At 56.8% G+C, this 18,255-nt stretch carries 16 protein-coding genes and 1 pseudogene; 16 read left to right on the top strand and 1 reads right to left on the bottom strand.

The genetic code is table 11. From position 1 onward, the window contains the following. Window positions 1-22 precede the first annotated feature (22 nt). The 10 genes from ACR0MQ_RS19355 (at window position 23) to ACR0MQ_RS19310 (ending at window position 11,858) form a co-directional block, all read left to right on the top strand. Window positions 23-598, top strand: coding sequence for a TRAP transporter small permease (locus ACR0MQ_RS19355; protein WP_170473839.1), 576 nt, complete (start codon window positions 23-25; stop codon window positions 596-598). Further along, a complete protein-coding gene (locus tag ACR0MQ_RS19350) occupies window positions 595-1,890 on the top strand; it encodes a TRAP transporter large permease (protein WP_170473842.1) in 1,296 nt (431 codons plus the stop codon). The genes ACR0MQ_RS19355 and ACR0MQ_RS19350 overlap by 4 nt, the downstream gene beginning before the upstream one ends. Further along, window positions 1,857-3,779: a bifunctional sugar phosphate isomerase/epimerase/4-hydroxyphenylpyruvate dioxygenase family protein gene (locus tag ACR0MQ_RS19345; protein ID WP_480610211.1), complete on the top strand. Its 1,923-nt coding sequence runs from the start codon at window positions 1,857-1,859 to the stop codon at window positions 3,777-3,779. The genes ACR0MQ_RS19350 and ACR0MQ_RS19345 overlap by 34 nt, the downstream gene beginning before the upstream one ends. Beyond that, entirely contained in the window at window positions 3,779-4,594 is an 816-nt protein-coding gene (locus tag ACR0MQ_RS19340) for a citryl-CoA lyase (protein ID WP_480610209.1), read from the top strand. Before ACR0MQ_RS19345 ends, ACR0MQ_RS19340 begins: the two co-directional genes overlap by 1 nt. Next, window positions 4,584-5,771, top strand: a complete 1,188-nt coding sequence (locus ACR0MQ_RS19335) for a Gfo/Idh/MocA family protein (protein WP_170772201.1) — start codon at window positions 4,584-4,586, stop codon at window positions 5,769-5,771. Before ACR0MQ_RS19340 ends, ACR0MQ_RS19335 begins: the two co-directional genes overlap by 11 nt. Continuing rightward, complete coding sequence (locus tag ACR0MQ_RS19330; RefSeq protein WP_170473854.1) at window positions 5,761-6,435, top strand: hypothetical protein; 675 nt, start codon at window positions 5,761-5,763, stop codon at window positions 6,433-6,435. Before ACR0MQ_RS19335 ends, ACR0MQ_RS19330 begins: the two co-directional genes overlap by 11 nt. Next, on the top strand, window positions 6,428-7,618 hold the full coding sequence (locus tag ACR0MQ_RS19325; protein WP_170772199.1) for a Gfo/Idh/MocA family protein: 1,191 nt from the start codon (window positions 6,428-6,430) through the stop codon (window positions 7,616-7,618). Before ACR0MQ_RS19330 ends, ACR0MQ_RS19325 begins: the two co-directional genes overlap by 8 nt. A 154-nt stretch (window positions 7,619-7,772) precedes the next feature. Continuing rightward, window positions 7,773-8,687: a sugar phosphate isomerase/epimerase family protein gene (locus tag ACR0MQ_RS19320; RefSeq protein WP_170772197.1), complete on the top strand. Its 915-nt coding sequence runs from the start codon at window positions 7,773-7,775 to the stop codon at window positions 8,685-8,687. Continuing rightward, window positions 8,668-10,077: an aldehyde dehydrogenase family protein gene (locus ACR0MQ_RS19315; protein ID WP_480610207.1), complete on the top strand. Its 1,410-nt coding sequence runs from the start codon at window positions 8,668-8,670 to the stop codon at window positions 10,075-10,077. The genes ACR0MQ_RS19320 and ACR0MQ_RS19315 overlap by 20 nt, the downstream gene beginning before the upstream one ends. Beyond that, on the top strand, window positions 10,077-11,858 hold the full coding sequence (locus ACR0MQ_RS19310) for a thiamine pyrophosphate-binding protein (RefSeq protein WP_480610205.1): 1,782 nt from the start codon (window positions 10,077-10,079) through the stop codon (window positions 11,856-11,858). The genes ACR0MQ_RS19315 and ACR0MQ_RS19310 overlap by 1 nt, the downstream gene beginning before the upstream one ends. A gap of 134 nt (window positions 11,859-11,992) precedes the next feature. On the opposite strand, the pseudogene ACR0MQ_RS19305 reads toward ACR0MQ_RS19310, so the two are convergent. Further along, window positions 11,993-12,700: pseudogene (locus ACR0MQ_RS19305) on the bottom strand (IS5 family transposase); the annotation flags it as partial. Window positions 12,701-13,096: 396 nt separating this feature from the next. On the opposite strand from ACR0MQ_RS19305, the gene ACR0MQ_RS19300 reads away from it, so the two are divergent. From ACR0MQ_RS19300 to ACR0MQ_RS19275, 6 genes are all read left to right on the top strand, one after another. Next, a complete protein-coding gene (locus ACR0MQ_RS19300) occupies window positions 13,097-13,270 on the top strand; it encodes a Flp family type IVb pilin (protein WP_010443521.1) in 174 nt (57 codons plus the stop codon). A 134-nt stretch (window positions 13,271-13,404) separates the two neighbouring features. Continuing rightward, a complete protein-coding gene (gene cpaB / locus ACR0MQ_RS19295; protein ID WP_010443522.1) occupies window positions 13,405-14,220 on the top strand; it encodes a Flp pilus assembly protein CpaB in 816 nt (271 codons plus the stop codon). Window positions 14,221-14,243: 23 nt separating this feature from the next. Continuing rightward, a complete protein-coding gene (locus ACR0MQ_RS19290; protein ID WP_480610203.1) occupies window positions 14,244-15,812 on the top strand; it encodes a pilus assembly protein TadG-related protein in 1,569 nt (522 codons plus the stop codon). 5 nt (window positions 15,813-15,817) lie between these two features. After that, window positions 15,818-16,324 carry a TadE/TadG family type IV pilus assembly protein gene (locus ACR0MQ_RS19285; protein WP_480610201.1) on the top strand — a complete coding sequence of 169 codons (507 nt, stop codon included), beginning with the start codon at window positions 15,818-15,820 and terminating at the stop codon, window positions 16,322-16,324. After that, the gene (locus tag ACR0MQ_RS19280; RefSeq protein WP_170772186.1) at window positions 16,321-17,016 is read left to right on the top strand and encodes a TadE/TadG family type IV pilus assembly protein; all 696 of its coding nucleotides are present in this window, start codon (window positions 16,321-16,323) and stop codon (window positions 17,014-17,016) included. Before ACR0MQ_RS19285 ends, ACR0MQ_RS19280 begins: the two co-directional genes overlap by 4 nt. A 24-nt stretch (window positions 17,017-17,040) precedes the next feature. After that, a complete protein-coding gene (locus tag ACR0MQ_RS19275) occupies window positions 17,041-18,249 on the top strand; it encodes an AAA family ATPase (protein WP_170772184.1) in 1,209 nt (402 codons plus the stop codon). Window positions 18,250-18,255: the final 6 nt, after the last annotated feature.

The following is an 18,255-nucleotide window of genomic DNA, read 5'->3' as shown; positions in this document are numbered from 1 at the left end:
TTGCAAGGGAGGGAGAACCGCAATGAAAGACTTCATAAAGGGGTTCTCCCGACTGACCGAAGCGATTGCCGGCGGGATGCTGGCGGCAATCTTCCTGATCTTCCTACTGCAAATCCTGCTGCGGTACTTCTTTACCCCTGCAGGATGGACGCTGGAACTGATCGGCATCCTCTGGGTTTGGGTGATCTTTTTCAGCTGCGCCTTCATCGTGCGCGAGCGGGATCACGTAAAATTCGACATTATCTATCTGTCTGTGCCCCGACGCGTCCGTCAGGTCTTTGCGATGCTGGCAGCCGCGGCAATCGTGGTCGGGATGCTCTACAGCTTTCTGCCAACTTGGGACTACATCGACTGGATGAAAATCCGCAAGACCGCGACCGTTCGCAATCCCTTCTCGGGTGAGAAGATACCTCTGCGCACCGTTTTTTCGATCTATGCCGTGTTCATGCTGGTCGTTGCTGCGCGGTATGCTTGGCTGTTCTTTGACATCATGCGCAACGGCCCACCAAAAACCGAACTTGAAATGGTTGTGGGATACAACGTGGTCGACGATCACCCCCGCGTTGATGTGGAAGACGACGAGGACGCAAGCAAATGAGTTTTGAACTTCTTTCATGCCTGCTAACCCTTTTTGTTCTGGCAGGCATCGGGACCCCTATCGGCTATTCCATCCTTTTGGCGTCACTGATGTATCTGGGTGTCGCTGGTCTTGACGTCGCGCTGGCGGGTGAAAAAATCCTGCAAGGTTTCTACAAAAGCACGATCCTGCTTGCCGTGCCTTTGTTCATAGTTGCGGCCAATATCATGAACGCGGGGTCGATCACCGACCGCTTGCTGAACTTCTGCGTCGCTGCGGTCGGGCGGTTCAAGGGCGGCCTCGGGCACGTCAACGTGGTTGCGTCGTTGATTTTCTCAGGAATGTCTGGCTCGGCTGTCGCGGATGCTGCCGGGATCGGCAAGATCATTATTGAGATGATGACCAAGGATGGCCGTTACAGCCGGGGCTATGCCGCCGCAATCACTGCGGCGTCGGCCACCATCGGTCCGATCATTCCGCCCTCGATCCCGATGGTTTTGTACGCGCTCGTTTCCAAGGCGTCTATCGGGTCGTTGTTCCTTGCTGGTATTCTGCCGGGCCTGATCATGGGCGTCGTTCTGATGGCGATGAACTACTATCTGGCTGGAAAGCGAAACTTTGCCCTGGAAGAACCCATTCCCCTGCGCGAGTTGCCCGCAAAAACCGCGAACGCATTTCCGGCGCTGTTGATGCCCGCGATCCTGCTCTACGGTATCTACGGGGGTGTCACCACACCGACCGAGGCCGCCGCCGTTGCTGCATTCTACGCCCTGCTACTGGCAGCGTTCTTCTATCGCGCCCTGTCGTTCCGTGGTCTCTATCAGGTCTTCGTTGACAGTGCCCGTTCGTCGGCAGCCGTTGGGGTAGTCATCGGTGGCGCGTTCATTCTGAACTTCATCGTCATTCAGGAGCAGATTCCACAGTCGATCTCGGCCTTGCTGGAGGGTTCGGATGTTAGCCCAATTGTGTTCCTGATCCTCGTAAATCTGCTGATCCTCGCGCTGGGTTGCGTGTTGGACGCAACGACGATCATTCTTGTGATCGTGCCCCTGTTCATTCCAACCTGCGAAGCGCTTGGGATTGATCTGGTGCATTTCGGAGTGCTGGTCGTCGTAAACTCGATGATCGGCCTGATCACACCGCCCTATGGCATTTTGCTCTTTGTGATCAACGCCGTGACGGACATCCCGCTGCGTGAGATTATCTCGGAGATTTGGGCCTTCCTGGCGGTGCTCATCTTCGCCTTGATAATCATGATGCTGATGCCCGATCTGGTTCTGTGGCTGCCACGAATGTTTGGGTACCAGGGGTAATGTGCCTGTCGGTTTCGACAACATCCATTCCCGGCGATTTGGCAGAGAAACTGCATGCCATCGCCGGGGCTGGATTTGACGGGGTTGAACTGCATGAACCGGATTTGACTGCCTTTGACGGGTCACCATCGCAAATCCGGGACATTGCCTCAGACCTCGGGTTGAAAATCTGCCTGCTGCAGCCGTTCCATAACCTTGAAGGTCAATCTGGCGGCAGCAGACAGCGCGCTTTTGATCGGTTGAAACGCAAACTCGATCTGATGGGTGAGTTGGGCACAGAACTACTGCTCATTGGTTCAGCTTTTGAGGTGGTGGCCGACGCCACCGAAGATCAGGTGATCACTGACCTTGGGGAAGCGACCGAGATTGCAAAGGTGATGGGGGTACGTCTGGCCTATATGGGCTTGCCATGGTCCGACCTCATCCACTCGGACGCACAGGCGCTGCGCATTGTTGAGGCGATTGACAGCCCGCATTTCGGGTTGGCCTTAAACTCCTTTTTCTCGCTGGCTGACGGGTCCAAGCCCGCGCGCCTTCGAGACATTCCCGGAGAGCGCCTGTTCCATGTGCAACTGTCCGATGCACCCCGGCTTGAAATGGATATCCGCAGGCTCAAGCGGCATTTCGGGCTCTTGCCGGGGCTTGGATCGCTGAACCTAGCGGGCTTCGTACGGGTGCTGTCCCGCGCCGGATACACGGGGCCTTGGTCCATTGCACGTGTCAACGAAGCAGCGCCGCAACCCGGTGGTCAAACGCTTGCGCGTGACTGTTACAGATCGCTGTTGAACCTTCTGGATGAGGTATCCCGGACCGAGCCGGGAACCGATTTCGGCATCCCGGATCTACCGGAACGCGTCTATGCGTCAGGCTTTGAGTTCGTCGAATTTACAGCGGATGAAACAAGCGGCGCGCAGCTGGCAGACATGCTGTCAGCAATGTGTTTTCGAATGGAGCGAAAACACGTCACCAAGTCCGTCGAGCTGTGGCGGCAGGGCGCGATAAACATCGTTGTGAATACCGAAAAGGAAGGTTTTGCCCATTCGGCGTTCCTGGGCCATGGTCCCTCGGTTTGTGACATGGGATTGCGCGTCAAAGACGCGGATCAGACGGTTCAGCGCGCGACCGCGCTGGGCGCTCCTGATTTCTCTCAGCCGGTGGGGACCGGAGAGTTGGATATCCCAGCCATCCGAGGTGTTGGTGGCAATGTCGTACATTTCATCGATGAGAAATCCGATCTGCATCGGGTATGGGACATCGAGTTTGAGCCGGTTGCGAAAACCAAGGCGACCCAGCCTGCTGGTCTGCGCCGTATCGACCATCTGGCACAGACAATGCGCCATGATGAGATGCAAAGCTGGCTGCTTTACTACATTTCAACTTTTGAGATGGCAAAGTCTCCTATCGTGAACGTCGCCGACCCGTCCGGTGTCGTTCAAAGCCAGGCTATCGAAAGTCCCGAAGGCGAAGTGCGCCTGAACCTGAACGGGGCCGTTGGGCGCAGAACTCTGGCAGCGTCATTCCTTGAAGATGGGTTTGGGGCCGGTGTTCAGCACATCGCCTTCCAGTCGGACGATATTTTTGAAACGTCGGATCAGCTGCGTAAATCCGGCTTTCACAGCTTGACGATCCCAGAGAACTACTACGCCGATCTGCAAGCGACCTTCGGATTGGATGATGATCTGATCGCCCAACTGCGCGAGGGCAACATTCTCTACGACCGGGCAGCGGGTGCTGAGTATTTTCAGATATATAGCCGCCCGATATTTAACGGCTTCTTCTTCGAAATCGTTGAACGCCGTTTGGGCTATGCTGGTTATGGTGCGCGCAACGCGCCCATTCGCCTTGCCGCGCAAAGCAAAACCCAGACGATGAAAGAGGTGCAAACATAATGACGAGCGATGAAAAAGCTGTGCGCCAATGGTGGCGCACCTCCATCATCGACATGAAGCCCGGCCAGATCGCGTTTCGTGGCCATCCCATCGAAGACCTGATCGGGAACGTTTCCTTCCCTCAGATGATCTGGCTGATGGTGCGGGGCGATCTGCCCAGCGATGCGCAGGCACGCCTGTTCGAGGCTGCCCTGGTCGCAGGCGTGGATCACGGTCCACAGGCCCCCTCAATCGCGGCTGCGCGTATGGCGGCCACTTGTGGGGTAGGTCTAAATAATGCGATGGCGACTGCGGTGAACATGCTGGGCGATGTGCATGGCGGAGCAGGCGAACAATGCGCCGAGCTGTACTATGATATCGCGGTCCGCATGGATGCGGGAGCTTCGCTGAATGACGCTGTTCGGGACGGCTTGGACAGCTGGCGCGAGACGTACGGCAAGATCGTCTCGGGCTTTGGCCACCGTTTTCACAAGCCCGTCGACCCACGCGCACCACGATTGATGCAACTTGTTCGTGATGCGGCGACAGAAGGCACAGTTTCTGGCCGGTTTGCCGATATCGGAGAAGAGGTTCAGGCCGAACTCGTCCGTCAACGTGGCGGTCGACCCATCGCCATGAATATCGATGGCGCGACAGCCGTGATCTTCTGCGAACTTGGCTTTCCTGCGCCCCTGTCGCGGGGCCTGTTCTGCCTGTCCCGCTCGGTCGGAATACTTGCCCACGCTTGGGAGCAGATGAACCAGGGCGGTCGGAACAAAGGACCCATGCCCCCGAATTACTTACCTCTTTACGAAAACAGGAACGATGATACGTGAGACATCGAAAACCTTCCGGGTCGGCCTTATCGGCTGTGGTCGTATCAGTGATATCTATCTAAAAACACTATCCAAATTCTCAAACGTCGAGGTCGCGGCCTGCGCGAGCCTCGATCCATCAGAAAGCCGCGCCAAGGCGGATCAATACGGCATTGCCAAGGCCTGCACGCCGTATGAGGTGTTCGACGATCCGACAATTGACTGTGTTCTGAACCTGACTATTCCGGCAGCTCATGCCGAGATCAGCCTGCGCGCTTTGGAGGCGGGCAAGCACGTCTATTCGGAAAAGCCATTGGTCATGGACCGATCGGATGGAAAAGCGATCCTGCATACGGCCACTGAAAAGGGGCTATTGGTCGGTTGCGCGCCCGACACGTTTCTAGGCGGTCGCTGGCAGACTGTTCGGCGCTTGATCGATGAAGGTGCTATCGGGAAACCAACTGGGGTTTTCGCCCATGTCGGAACGCACGGGACGGAGCGCCATCATCCCAACCCGGATTTCTATTACCAAGCGGGCGGAGGGCCTTTGCTGGACCTTGGGCCATACTACCTGACCGCCATGATCTGCTGCCTTGGCCCCGTTGACCGCGTAGCCGGAATGGCGCGGCGGACATTTGACCAGCGGATGATCGAAAACGGCCCGCGCAACGGCGAATGGATGGATGTCGAGGTCGACACGCACTCTCTAAGCCTGCTTCAGTTCTCCTCCGGAGCCATAGGGTCGATGACCATGAGCTTCGACGTCTGGGACAGCGAAACGCCGCGGTTCGAGGTCTACGGTGAAAACGGCACCATCAGCATTCCCGACCCTGACCCGGTTCATGGTGCCAATATCTTTCAGGGGGATGTCTGGCTGAAAACGCAGGACACCTCGCGCTGGTCTCATCAACCTCGTCCAACCGGTCGAGAAGACTGGCAGGTGGTCGAAAACAAACACGGGTTCAATGAGGACAGCCGCGGGCTCGGCCTTTTGGATCTGGCCCTGGCGGCACAAGAAGGACGCCAACCCCGTGCGAGTGGAGCGCTTGCCTACCACGTTTTCGAGGTCATGGACGCGATTGAACGGGCACCGAAATTTGGCGCTTATCAGACGATAGAAAGCCGTTGCGCGGCTCCGGAGCCTTTGCCGGTCGATTTCCTGAACGATGAGAGGAAGGAGTTGGCGCATGCCGATTGAGACACTCGACTTTGCCCAGCCATTCTTTCGTGTCCAGCACATCACCGATGAAGACAGAATATCTGTCGAGGATCGCGCAATTGTTCTGAACCTTGGGCGGCTGGATATCTCTGTTGAGGATCAAACCATTGCACCGCTTTCGTCTGTTATCGTTCAAGATAGCTCACTTAAAGGCGTAGAACGCGCAGTAATTGTCTACGGATTCGACGCCCATGCTGATGACAATGAGCTGTTCGCATGGGTCACAGATACATGGCCATCTGCTTTTGATGTCCGCCAAGAGGAGCGTCTGCGTGGCGTTAGCCACTACATGTCCCCAAAGGTCTTCGTGGGTAACGTCGGCCTGACCATGTACCATTCCGGCTCGGTCCCACTGAATGTTGGATTGCACAAGGATCATCCGTTCTGCCCGGTACCGGGGTTTCGCGAAGTGCATACGCAAATCGTTGGCTTTGGCAAAATGCAGCAATGCCGCGAACGGGACGTTGAGACGCTCTATCTCGAAGAATTCATGGCCCCGGGCACGACCCACAAGCCGATGTATGACGCTGAGGGCAACTATCCCTGGCATCAGTACGAGACGATTACCCCCAGCATCTTCATGGCGGTGGAAATACTGCCCGAGGATGTACGGGTCCCGGAAATGGAGGTTCAGAATGGCTGAGAGACTTTTACCCGAAGACCTGAACTTTGACGGCCCCTTTTCTCGCTTGTCTCGCCGTTTGCGGTTGGGCGTAGTTGGTGGTGGACGGATCTCGGTCACGCAAGCAACGGCAGCGCGAATGACCGACCGGTGGGAGGTTGTCGCAGGTGCGCTCAGTTCCGACACCGCGCGCAGCAAAGCGCGTGGGGCCGAGTGGTATCTGCCAGCGGACAGGTGCTATGCATCATTCGACGAGATGGCACAGGCAGAGGCGGCGCGCCCGGATGGCGTAGATGCCGTCATGATCACGACCCCAAACCACGTTCATTTCGGCGCGGCCAAAGCGTTTCTGGAGGCGGGCATTGACGTGTTGTGCGACAAGCCTTTGACCAATGAGGTCGCCGAGGCCGATGGGCTTGAGGAGATCACTGCGCGTACGGGGCAGATTTTTGTCGTCGGCTATGCGATGTCTTGTTTTCCCGTGATCCGTCAGGCCAGGCAGATCGTTGCAGAAGGCGGCATCGGCAAGATCAACCAAATCCATGTTGAGTTCATGCAAGACTGGATGACGCCCGACGATGTGGCTGATGCGCCTCATGTAAAGTGGCGGCTGGACCCAGAGATTTCAGGCCCGACTAGTTGTGTCGGCGATATCGGCACCCATGCCGCGCATCTCGCCAGTTTTGTCTCGGGTCTGCCGATGACCGATCTGCGGGCTGAATTCCATGTTTGCGGCGCGCCAAAGCCTTTGGAAGACACAGTTTTCATGTTCACTCGTTACCAAAATGAAGTTCCGGGAACCCTGATGGCGACACGTCTTGCCCCCGGAAATCGGGGTGGGTTGCGGTTGCGGATATTCGGTAGCGAAGGAGGCCTCGAGTGGGACTTGGAGAATTCGGAACAGCTGAAGTTCAATCGGTTTAGTGAGCCGGATCGTATCATCAGCCGAGGTCACGGGCACGGCGTCGGCCCCGACGCGGAACGCCTGATCCGGACCGCGCGCGGCTTCCCCGAAGGGATTATTGAAGCCTGGGCCAATCTCTATACGGAATTTGCCATGGCCGTCGCCGCGCGTCGGGATGGCGTTGCCGTTCCGGCCGATTGGCTCTCTTATCCCAGTGTCGATCAAGGCGCAGACGGTGTTCGATTCATTGATGCCTCAGTTCGCTCTCACCAGTCCGGAGGCGACTGGGTCACTATCTAAAGCTTTGCCAATACGAAGGTTAAGCACGCCCGGGCTATTGCCCGGGCATTTTCATTTCCTGCCCAGTATTAAAAGTTGATATTTTAAAAAATATCAGATATTTTTTACTACGTGTGATGAATTTTAGATTCGCAGACACGTGGAGCTGTCGTTCATGGTGAAACCCGAAGAGGCTGGCACAAGCCCCTCTCTCTATTCCTTGGCGCATCTGACGCTGATTGGCTGTACGCCGCCCGAGCTGGTCTATATCGCCGCGCGGGCCGGTTACGATGCCGTCAGCCCTCGGTTCATTCCGATGCATGTGCCCGGCGAATTCACCCAATCCCCGATCGACAAGGCGCAGGTGCAGGCCACCAAGACGGCTCTTTCGACAACCGGCCTAAAAGTCCTTGATGTTGAGATTGCGCGCATCACCGAAGATGTGGACCCGCGCAGCTTTGAGCGCTCGTTGGAAATCGGCGGGGAACTCGGCGCCAAACGCATGATCATGAGCGCGTGGACAAACACCCGCGATGATCGTGACTTTCTGATCGACGTCTATTCTGAGACCTGCGAACTGGCAGCACCCTATGGACTGACGGTGGATTTGGAGTTCCCAAGCTTTTCCCGTCTGCGTACTCTGGATGAGGCGCTGGATATTGTCCGCGCCTCTGATCAGCCGAATGGTGGTATTCTGGTCGACACGCTCTATCTGCACCTCAGTCGCGTTGATCTCGGAGAACTTTTGCACGTCCCCTCAGACCTGTTTCACTTCCTGCATATCTCCGACTGCTTGCCCGGCATCGCCGACACGCGCGAAGGCATGATCCAACTGGCCCGCGATGCGCGGCTCTATCCCGGAGAGGGATGGATCGATTTCACCGGCATTATCGAACGGATGCCGCCCGTCGACTATTCTATTGAACTGCCCAACCAAAGCCGCGTTGCCGAGTTGGGATATGAAGAACACGCGCGTCGCTGTCTCAGCCACGCCAAGCGAACATTCGGCGAGGCGCGGTCACAGCGCCGTATGCCCGATGCAGAAATTCCAAAACACCAAGAGGATTATCATGGGCAAAGAGCTCACTGAAAACGACCGCAACATGGCGGCCGATATGCTGGCACGCGCGCACGCTGCCATGGCCGAGATCGAGGATTGGGATCAGCGCAGGCTGGATCGCCTGTCTCAAGCCATCGCGTGGTATGCGGGGAACGAGAAAACCTTCACCCGCCTGGCCCAGCAAGGCGTGGACGAAAGCGGTATCGGAGATCGTGCGGGACGTCCGGCAAAGCGGTTCAAGATTCACATGGTGCTGCGCGATGTCCTGCGCACGCCATCGACCGGTATCGTCGAAGTCGACGAAGAAAAGGGCCTGGTTAAATATGCCAAACCTGCCGGGGTGATCGCGTCTCTGATCCCGATGACCAATCCTGCGATGACACCACCGGTGACCGGCGTGTCCGCCGCGAACGCCAGGAATGCCGTCATCTTCAGCCCGCACCCGCGAACCGCCCATACAACCTTTGAGATGGTCGAGGTCATGCGCGCAGCCTGCCGTGCCGCCGGTGCCCCCGAAGACCTGTTCCAGTCGATCCGCAAACCGTCGATCCCGTTGACGCAACATCTGATGGAGATTTGTGATCTGACTTTGGCAACGGGTGGAAAGCCGATGGTCAAAGCGGCCTATAGTTCAGGGCGTCCGGCCTATGGCGTCGGCGCGGGCAATTCGTCCATTGTCATCGATGAGACCGCCGATCTGGACATCGCCGCGCAGAACACTCGCATCTCCAAGACCTCTGACTTTGGCTCGGGATGTTCGGCCGACGGTAACATCATTATCCAGCGTTCGATTTACGACGATATGGTCAAAGCGCTTGAGGCCGAAGGTGGGTACCTGTGTTCTGATGAAGAAAAGGCCATGCTCGAAGCCGCCATGTGGGATGAAAAGGGCAGCCGCACGTTCCCGACCATCGCTTGCCCGCCGCAGCAAACGGCCAAGGTCGCCGGTTTTAGCATTCCCGAAGATCGCAAGTTTCTGATGGTTGAAAATCAGGGACAAATCGGGCCGCAGCACAAGTTCTCCAAGGAAAAACTGACCACATTGATGGCGCTTTACCACTTCGACACGTTCGATGACGCGCTAGAAACGGTCAGCCAGATTTATAGCACCGGGGGCAAGGGTCATTCCTGCGGCATCTACAGCCACAATGACGATCATATCGATCGGCTCGCGCGTCTGGCCCCGGTCAGCCGTATGATGGTGCGGCAGCCCCAGTCCAAGGCCAACGCGGGTGCCTGGACCAATGGCATGCCCATGACCAGCAGCCTGGGCTGCGGCATCTGGGGCGGCAACATCACCAATGAAAACGTCACCATGAAACACATGATGAACTACACCTGGGTCAGCCGCCCGATCCCCGAGGATCGCCCCTCGGAACCGGACCTCTTCGGTGAATTCTACGGACAGGAGGTCGCGTAATGGACGGAGCGAAACTGGACGAAAAAACCGTTGCCGAACATATCGTCGACTTTCTCGAACGCCGTGAGGTCAAGCATGTATTTGGCCTTTGCGGGCACACGAACATCGCGGTTCTGGCTGCGCTGGCGGAAAGCCCCATCGATTTCGTCACAGTACGACACGAACAAATCGCCAGCCATGCGGCGGATGCATATGCCCGCGTGACGGGCAAGGCCTCGGTGGTCTTGTCTCACCTCTCCCCAGGTTTGACAAACTGCGCCACCGGGGTCGCCAACGCGGCGCTTGACTGTATCCCGATGGTGGTTATCGCGGGGGACATTCCCACGCATTACTACGGCAAGCATCCGCATCAGGAGGTGAATCTGCACGCGGACGCTGCCCAGTGGGAGATCTATCGCCCCTTTGTCAAACGTGCATGGCGCGTGGATCGCGCAGACCTGATGGCCGAAATCCTGGAGAAAGCATTCCATCTTGCCGAAAGCGGCCAGCCTGGACCGGTACTGGTCAACGTGCCCATGGATATCTTCTCGGAAGTGATCCCCTCAGACAGCTTCGACCGTATCCGCGACAACACGCGCGCGCTCAAGAAACCGTCAATTGACGATGAAACCGCGCGTGAAATCATTGAAGCACTGGCGCAGGCCGAAAACCCGGTCGCTTATGTCGGCGGTGGTATTCTTCTGGCACAAGCCAGTGAGGAATTGCGCGAGTTCGTTGAACATATGGGGCTGCCCGTTGCGCATTCACTGATGGGTAAAGGCGCGTTGCGGGACGACCATCCGCTAGTGTTAGGCATGACCGGGTTTTGGGGCACCGAATTGGTCAACCAGTCCTGCCTGAACGCGGACTATATCTTTGCCGTGGGTACCCGGTTCAAAGAGGCCGATTGCTCCAGCTGGTATCCCGGCTACACGTTCAACATTCCCGGATCCAAAGTCATTCACATCGACATCGAACCGCAAGAGATCGGCCGGAACTATCCCACCGAGATCGGCGTTGTTGCGGATGCCAGGGCCGCGCTGCGAGTTCTGACCCGCGTTGCCCGCGAGATGTATCCGGACGGTTTCAACCGCCCCGCACTGGAACAGCAGATCAAGAATTTCCGGACGGACTTCAAAGCGCGTAACTTGGAAATGGCGATCTCATCTGCCTTTCCGATGATGCCTGAGCGTATTCTGGCGGATACCCGCAAGGCACTGCCTGAAGATGCCATCATCACCACTGATGTTGGATGGAACAAGAACGGAGTTGGGCAACAGTTCGATATCCTGACTCCCGGTTCGATCCTGACACCGGGCGGGTTCGCCACGATGGGCTTTGGACCTCCGGGTGCCATCGGCGCGAAGCTGGCGGCACCTGATCGGGTGGTGCTTAGCCTGGTCGGCGATGGTGGGTTTGGTCAAAACCCGTCAATGCTGGCAACAGCTGTCGAACTTGATCTGGGCATCATCTGGCTTGTGATGAACAACAACGCGTTTGGGACCATCGCAGGACTGCAAAAAGCGCATTACGGCCTGACCTATGGAACGACCTTCCCCGGATCAGCCGAAGCGCCCGCAAACGGGCCGGGCTATGCCGACATAGCGCGGGCCTATGGTGCAGAAGGACACAGGCTCAGCGCTGCTGACGAGTTGTTGCCCGCATTGGAGGCGGCAATCGCCAGTGGCAAGCCAACGGTTTTGGATGTCCCGATGATCAACAACCCGACGCCAACAACCGGACATTGGAACATCTTGGATATTTATTCGCCGGACGAATACGTTTCTCACGTCGCTACATAAATAGGCTGCGCGCGGCACACTCCATCGAGGGTTCCAGTTGACCCGCTAAGAAATGGTGCGGACTTGCTGCCACCAATTGCAGATGGCGAATAGCAACGCCACTCGAATGCGTCAGCAGTGCCGTTCTGCAAGTGGTGATACCCGCTCCACCGTTGCCAGATAGCGCGGCCCGGGTATCGAGATGCAGTGACCGCCTCCTTTCGGGCAATGGCACAGGCGGATGTGGGGTTCCATGGCTTGGAGTTCTTGCGTGGCGGGATGATGGCGTGGGCATTGCGGGCGACAATCGCGCCGTAGCATTTGCGCGCGTCGTATGCCTCGTCTGCGGTCACTGACCCGATGTTCTGATCTAGTGGTTTTGATCAAATAACTCGGGAAGTAATGGCGCGTGTCCGGCGTTGCTTGTGGTAACTTCAACGGCGTGCACTTCCAGTGTTTCCTCGTAGATGCCTACGTGTATTTTACGCCAAATGTGCCGCTTGGGGTTACCATGCTTGCGGGAATTTCTTTCTCCTTCGCCCTCAGATTTGATGCCGGTGCTGTCGATCAGCAGATGCAGCGGGCCGCATCCGCCACGATACGGAAGGCTCACGTTCAACGTTCTTTTACGGCGGCACAGGGCACTGAGATCAGGCACGGCTCAGTCCACAAGCCAGTCAGCCGCAAGAGACTGCCCACGAAGCCTGCGGTTTGCCTAAGCCGCATCCCGAACAGAACAGGGTCAGACACGCTTGGATCACGGCGTCGCTGAAACTCTGGTGACGGCCGCGCCTGGCTGAAAGTGGCGGTGTCCAATCCATCTCAGGATCAAACCAGATCGAAAGCGATCCTCGTTCTTTCAATGCGGTATTGTACGAAGGCCAGTTCCCGGTCTTGCACTTCGTCCGGGTCCAACGGGTCGTGTTTCTCGGCTATCATACTGGATTCATGAGGTGAATCCTTCGGTCCATTTGTGCAGCAAAGCCGCCTGGCACCGTAATTGCCGGCCCGTCAGTTGAGAAAGAATCACAAATCTGGCCATTCAGATTCCGTTAAGGAATCGGGCCAATTTGCGGCAAAGAACCGGCCAAACTGCCAAATCTTACAATCTTGACGTGTATTTCTCCGTGGTTTGGAGGATGCGGCGCCCTGATGGCGGGACCTAACCTTGTGGAAGGCTCCGTCCGTATGGGGGGGTTAGAACGCCGCGAATTTGGGCGGCATCCATGAGTAACTAGTGAGTTAACTAGGAGAGTAAAATGTTGAAGCTTTATGTAAAGATGAAGACCATGGCACGCGACGAAAGCGGCGCGACCATCGTGGAATACGGCGTCGCCCTGACCATTGTCACGGCGATTGCAGTGGCCACTCTGACCGCTTTGGGCGCCGACGTTAACGGTCAGTTCACCAACGCGGAAACCCTGATTCCTTAATGAAGACAAAGCACGCGGTGCACCCAGTTCCGCGTGCTTATCGCCCAGGATAAATTTTTTGATCCGCTGGCAAAGTGCAACCGTTCAGATCGGTTCATTCGAAAAACGCCAGGAAATAGCTGAAGGAGCACCAGATGAGACTCTCTGCCATTTTCACTGCATTGACGGGCCTGGTCGTAGCCGGAGGGTCGGTTTACGTCGCTCGGGATTACATTCAATTTGACGCTCAGTCCGCAAATGTCGAGGCCGAGAGCGAGATGGTGAGCGTGGTCGTTGCATCGCGCGATATTTCGTTTGGTGAAGAAATCGAGCCCGGCGCGCTGACAACCATTGACTGGCCCCGTGGTGCTGTACCCGTGGGCGTCTTTACAGATTACGACGACCTGATTGCGGAGGCCAGCATGCCGTCCCGTCGCGCTCGTCGCGCAATTACTCAGGGTGAACTGATCCTGAACAGCAAGGTGTCCGACTTTGGTGAAAAGGTCACCATCGTTCAGACGCTGGGCGCAGATCATCGCGCCATGGCCATTGAGGTTGATGCCGAAACCGCCGTCGGGGGCTTTGTCACCCCCGGTGATCGGGTCGATGTAGTAATGACCACTGGCGAAAAAAGAGACATGCACGCCGTCACAATTTTGCAAAACATCAGGGTCATTGGTGTTGATCAGGAATCTGACGAACAGACCGACCAACCCGTTGTTGCACGTACGGTTACTGTTGCCGTTACCCCGGATCAGGTCCAGCGCCTTGCTCTGGCGCAACGTGCCGGTCGGCTGAGCCTCACCTTGCGGTCCATTGATGACACCGAGGACAAGACGCTGACCATGACGCGACTTAACGATCTTCTGATTGATGAGCCGGTTGTTGCGCAGGACATCAAAGAACCGGTGCGTAAAACCATAGTCCGGGTCCGCCGCGGCACCGAAGTGACAGAATCCATCATCAACTGAATCGACCAATGAAGGTTTCGACCGTGTCCCTCGCTCAATTCATACGCCAATTCCGTAGCTCCGAAGACGGCGCGATCCTGGTCTTTGTTGCGGTGGCCCTGTCGGTGATGGTCGGAATGGCCGCCCTTGCATTCGACATTGGTCGGGTGACCACCACTCAGTCGGAATTGCAGAGCTTTGCGGACAATGTTGCCCTTGCGGCTGCGGGGGAACTTGATGGTCGCCCGGATTCAATCACCCGCGCCACGAATGCGGCTGCAAACATGATCCGCGACCGTCAAAGCTTTGGCATTCGCAACAAGGATCAGCTGTTGTCCGGTGCAACGGATTACCAGCTGCGGTTTTACGAAAACCCGCCGACCACTGCGACTGATCCCGCTCAACCCGCGCAATTGCTGGATTCGACCGATCCTGCCAGCGGGCCGATTGCAGCATTTGTTCGGGTGACCGTCGACACGCACGAGGTCGGCACTCCGCTGGCGGCGGCAGCGGCAGCTCTTTTGGGCAATGCGCAGCCTTTCTCCAGCGTCAACGCCGATGCCGTAGCAGGCTTCACCTTGATGGCCTGCGACATCACCCCCATGTTCATCTGCCTGCCGCAGCCCAGCCTCGATCTAACCGAAGGGCAGTTGATCAGAATGGTAAGTCAGGGCGGCAATGGCCATTGGGGTCCCGGAAACTTTGGTTTTTTGTCTTCTAATCAGAATCTGGCCATCGACGCGTCTGGTGCCTGCGAACCTGCACCAAACGGTCAGGAAGATTCATGTGCTCTGGCCGCATCGCGCGCTGTATCCATGTGCTTCAGCCAAAGAGCCGTTGAAACCAGACCGGGTCTGAGCGTGGGCAACATGGTGGCTGGCTTTAACACACGTTTCGACCGGTTTGAATCCAGCGCCGGGCAGTTCAAAAACGGCTCGCGCTACGATGTCGACAATTTTGCTTCTTCTCCACATGTCCTGGACGGTTGGATCACTGCGAGTAACGGAAACAACTGCACCAGCCAGCTGTCGCCCACCTATGACGCGAACGGGGTCCTTGATCCGGCCGCGACCGTTGGGCTGCCACTTGACGATTGTTTTGCCAGCGGCACTTGCCCGACACCTCGCATAGGAAATGGCGTCTTTACTACCGGGCTTACTGAGTATCTTACCATCAACTACGGCGCTGATTTCAGCGGTCCTCTTCCAACCGGTATTCCATCTTGGTTCCCGACCGGTGGCACCCGCTATGACATCTACAATGCAGAGGTTACCAACCAGGCCGCTCTGGAAGCTATCCTGACCGCAGGTGGTAAAGCAGAAAGCAGCATGCCTTCGTGCCAACCCCCCTCTGCCGGTCGTGCCGATCCCACGCGTCGTGTCATCACCGTCGCCGGTATCGATTGTGCGACTTTTCAGGATGAGCTGAACGGCGGGTCGGGTGCCATTCCGGTGACAAGTTTCATCGAGATGTTTCTGATCCGCCCCTCGGAATCCGGCAGCACCGGTGCGAACGCGGTCATCTATGGTGAGGTCATTCAGACCGTATCGAATGGCATCGGCGGCGCCGGAGTCGGCGGCATCGTTCACGATCTAGTTCAGCTTTACGAGTAATGATCATGTTTGGTGCATCCCATCATATCAGCAATACCCTTAGCCGGTTCCGCAACGACCAGTCTGGCGCGGCGTTGGTCGAGTTTGCGATCCTTTTACCAATCCTGTTAGTGACATTTGCCCTGATCGTCGAAGGGGGGCGGATTTTCTGGTCCTATCAAAATGCGATCACGGGGGTTCGGGACACTGCCCGTTATGTTGGCCGGATCGCCCCGTCGGACCTGTGCACTGCCTCGCCAAGCGCTGCTATCGGCGATTTTCAAACCGCTGTCTCAACCACTCTGACATCGCTTTCGACCACTGACATTGCTGTTGGTCTGGACTCGCTGTCCCTCGAATGCGTTGGCAACGCAGGTGAATACCGCGTTTCGCCCACACCGGTTGCCGTACTGACCGCGTCACTGACAATTTCAAATCTGCCGTTTACGCCCCTGTTCCAACTAGTAGGAGGTTCGGCGACGGCGCAGATCCAAACCACCATCACAGATCGTAGCCGGGTGTTTGGACCATGACCCGCCGCATTCACAAGATAACCCGCGAAATGTCGCGACTTGGCCGTCACGAAGATGGGTCGACGGTTACTGAGCTTGCCTTTGTCCTGCCGTTGTTCCTTTTGATTTTCCTGGGCCTGATAGATTTCGGCAGATTGGCCTTCCACTATGTTGCTGCTGAAAAAACAGCACAGGTCGCCGCTCGGATGGCTGCAGTGATGCCACCCGCATGTGGCGGCGTTCCGACAACCAACAGCCGAGGCACCTATACCGATATCACGGGCCCGCGGTTTGGAACCAATTGCAGTTTCGCATCCGGCGTTTGTGTCGAACCGGCCACCACCATATGCACCGGTGCGGCCCCCACGAATGCAGCTGCCCAGACCACCGTGACCGACATCTGGAACATGCTTCAGTTTGCCGTTCCCAACGATCCCACCGCAACTTTTGACGAAAGCAACATCACGTTCACTTACGACTTCGACCCGGAAATGAATTTCCTGGGTGGCCCTTATGTACCGATGGTCACAGTGACAATCGAAGAACTTCCGTTCCGGTTCGTCTCTCCGTTGGGTTCGATAGCAGCGCTGGTTTTGGGCGGCTCAACGCCAGAAACCGATGCGCTGACCACCGCGACAACGGGCTTCAAAATATTTTCCGACTTTAGCGCAACCCTTCCTGGCGAAGACCTCGCCAGTGGAGTCAACGGTTGAATTTCTAATCATGGGAGCTGAAAAATGACTCAAAAATCATTAGCCCTAATCTCTGATAATGAGGCGATTAAGGATTCAGTCGCCCAGGCCGTCGACCGGTTCGACGATCTTTCGCTAGAGACACATTTCGGGACCTTATCTTCGGTAAACGGTCGCGCCTGTGATCTGATGGGTGAAAATGACCTGCTGGTGTTCAGCTTTTCAGGCGAATTGGATCTGGAAACTGTCAGCGATCTTCGTCGTAGCACCGGTTCGCGCGGCACCTTGCTGGCACTTAGCGACCGTGACATCTCATTGACCGAAGCGCGTGCGCTGAACAAATCGGGAGTAGATGAGATTCTGCCCTATCCCATCGGGCAGGACGAACTGGCCGAACAGATTCAGCGTCTGACGGTCGACAAATCCTTGCTGCCGACAATTTATGCGCCGCAACCGCAGCGACTGGGGCAGATTATCAGCGTATGCCCGGCCCGTGGAGGCATCGGCGCGTCGACACTGTCCATCAACCTGGCGGACCAATTGCAGGGTTATTCCGGCATCTTCCGGAAAAGGACGCGAAACAAGGTCGCTGTCGTAGATCTGGATTTGCAATTTGGCACGGTCGCGACGTCCTTAGATTTGCAGCCTTCCTCGGGGCTTTTGAGAATGGCCCAGGATGGGGTAATGCCGGACCGGACTTTCCTTCAGCAATCTTTGGTGCAACATGCATCCGGTTTGGAAGTCCTGAGCGCGCCCGAAGAATTCATTCCTCTGGATGTTCTGACACGCGAACAGGTCAGCGCGCTGATCGAGACTTTGCGTCTGGAATTCGACTTTGTTGTTATCGATCTGCCACGTGTGCTGGTCGATTGGCTGGGCGCAGTTGTTGCTGCGTCAGACCGGATGCTGATGGTGGGTGACAGCTCGGTCTCTTCGGTGCGCCAAGCCTGCCGTTTGATTGAATTCTTCACAAAAGAGCGGCTCGAACCTCCGGTTGAGATCGTCATCAGCCAGGAAACGAAACCGACATTCCGGTCAAGCCAACATGTCGAAGCTCAAAAGGCGCTGGAACGCGAATTACGCTTCTGGCTGCCCAGCGACGCGCGCCACGCAAAACAGGCGCTGGATCGAGGTCAGTTGCTATCGCAGGCCTCTGGCAGCTGTGCCCTGTCCAAGGCGATCCGCTTGATGGGTCGGAAAATCATGAATGAAACAATGGTCGGCAAAACCGGCCTGAGAAACAACGCAGCCTAATTGGAG

The organism is Ruegeria sp. AN6, assembly GCF_056540425.1.
Note: the sequence above shows the minus strand (reverse complement) of the source record. Positions and strands in the feature narration are given on the sequence as shown.

Bases quoted from the DNA above. Each gene is read 5' to 3' on its own strand.
- ACR0MQ_RS19355 (WP_170473839.1), top strand. From the start codon at position 23: ATGAAAGACTTCATAAAGGGGTTCTCCCGACTGACCGAAGCGATTGCC.
- ACR0MQ_RS19350 (WP_170473842.1), top strand. From the start codon at position 595: ATGAGTTTTGAACTTCTTTCATGCCTGCTAACCCTTTTTGTTCTGGCA.
- ACR0MQ_RS19340 (WP_480610209.1), top strand. From the start codon at position 3,779: ATGACGAGCGATGAAAAAGCTGTGCGCCAATGGTGGCGCACCTCCATC.
- ACR0MQ_RS19335 (WP_170772201.1), top strand. From the start codon at position 4,584: ATGATACGTGAGACATCGAAAACCTTCCGGGTCGGCCTTATCGGCTGT.
- ACR0MQ_RS19330 (WP_170473854.1), top strand. From the start codon at position 5,761: ATGCCGATTGAGACACTCGACTTTGCCCAGCCATTCTTTCGTGTCCAG.
- ACR0MQ_RS19325 (WP_170772199.1), top strand. From the start codon at position 6,428: ATGGCTGAGAGACTTTTACCCGAAGACCTGAACTTTGACGGCCCCTTT.
- ACR0MQ_RS19320 (WP_170772197.1), top strand. From the start codon at position 7,773: ATGGTGAAACCCGAAGAGGCTGGCACAAGCCCCTCTCTCTATTCCTTG.
- ACR0MQ_RS19315 (WP_480610207.1), top strand. From the start codon at position 8,668: ATGGGCAAAGAGCTCACTGAAAACGACCGCAACATGGCGGCCGATATG.
- ACR0MQ_RS19310 (WP_480610205.1), top strand. From the start codon at position 10,077: ATGGACGGAGCGAAACTGGACGAAAAAACCGTTGCCGAACATATCGTC.
- ACR0MQ_RS19300 (WP_010443521.1), top strand. From the start codon at position 13,097: ATGTTGAAGCTTTATGTAAAGATGAAGACCATGGCACGCGACGAAAGC.
- cpaB (WP_010443522.1), top strand. From the start codon at position 13,405: ATGAGACTCTCTGCCATTTTCACTGCATTGACGGGCCTGGTCGTAGCC.
- ACR0MQ_RS19285 (WP_480610201.1), top strand. From the start codon at position 15,818: ATGTTTGGTGCATCCCATCATATCAGCAATACCCTTAGCCGGTTCCGC.
- ACR0MQ_RS19280 (WP_170772186.1), top strand. From the start codon at position 16,321: ATGACCCGCCGCATTCACAAGATAACCCGCGAAATGTCGCGACTTGGC.
- ACR0MQ_RS19275 (WP_170772184.1), top strand. From the start codon at position 17,041: ATGACTCAAAAATCATTAGCCCTAATCTCTGATAATGAGGCGATTAAG.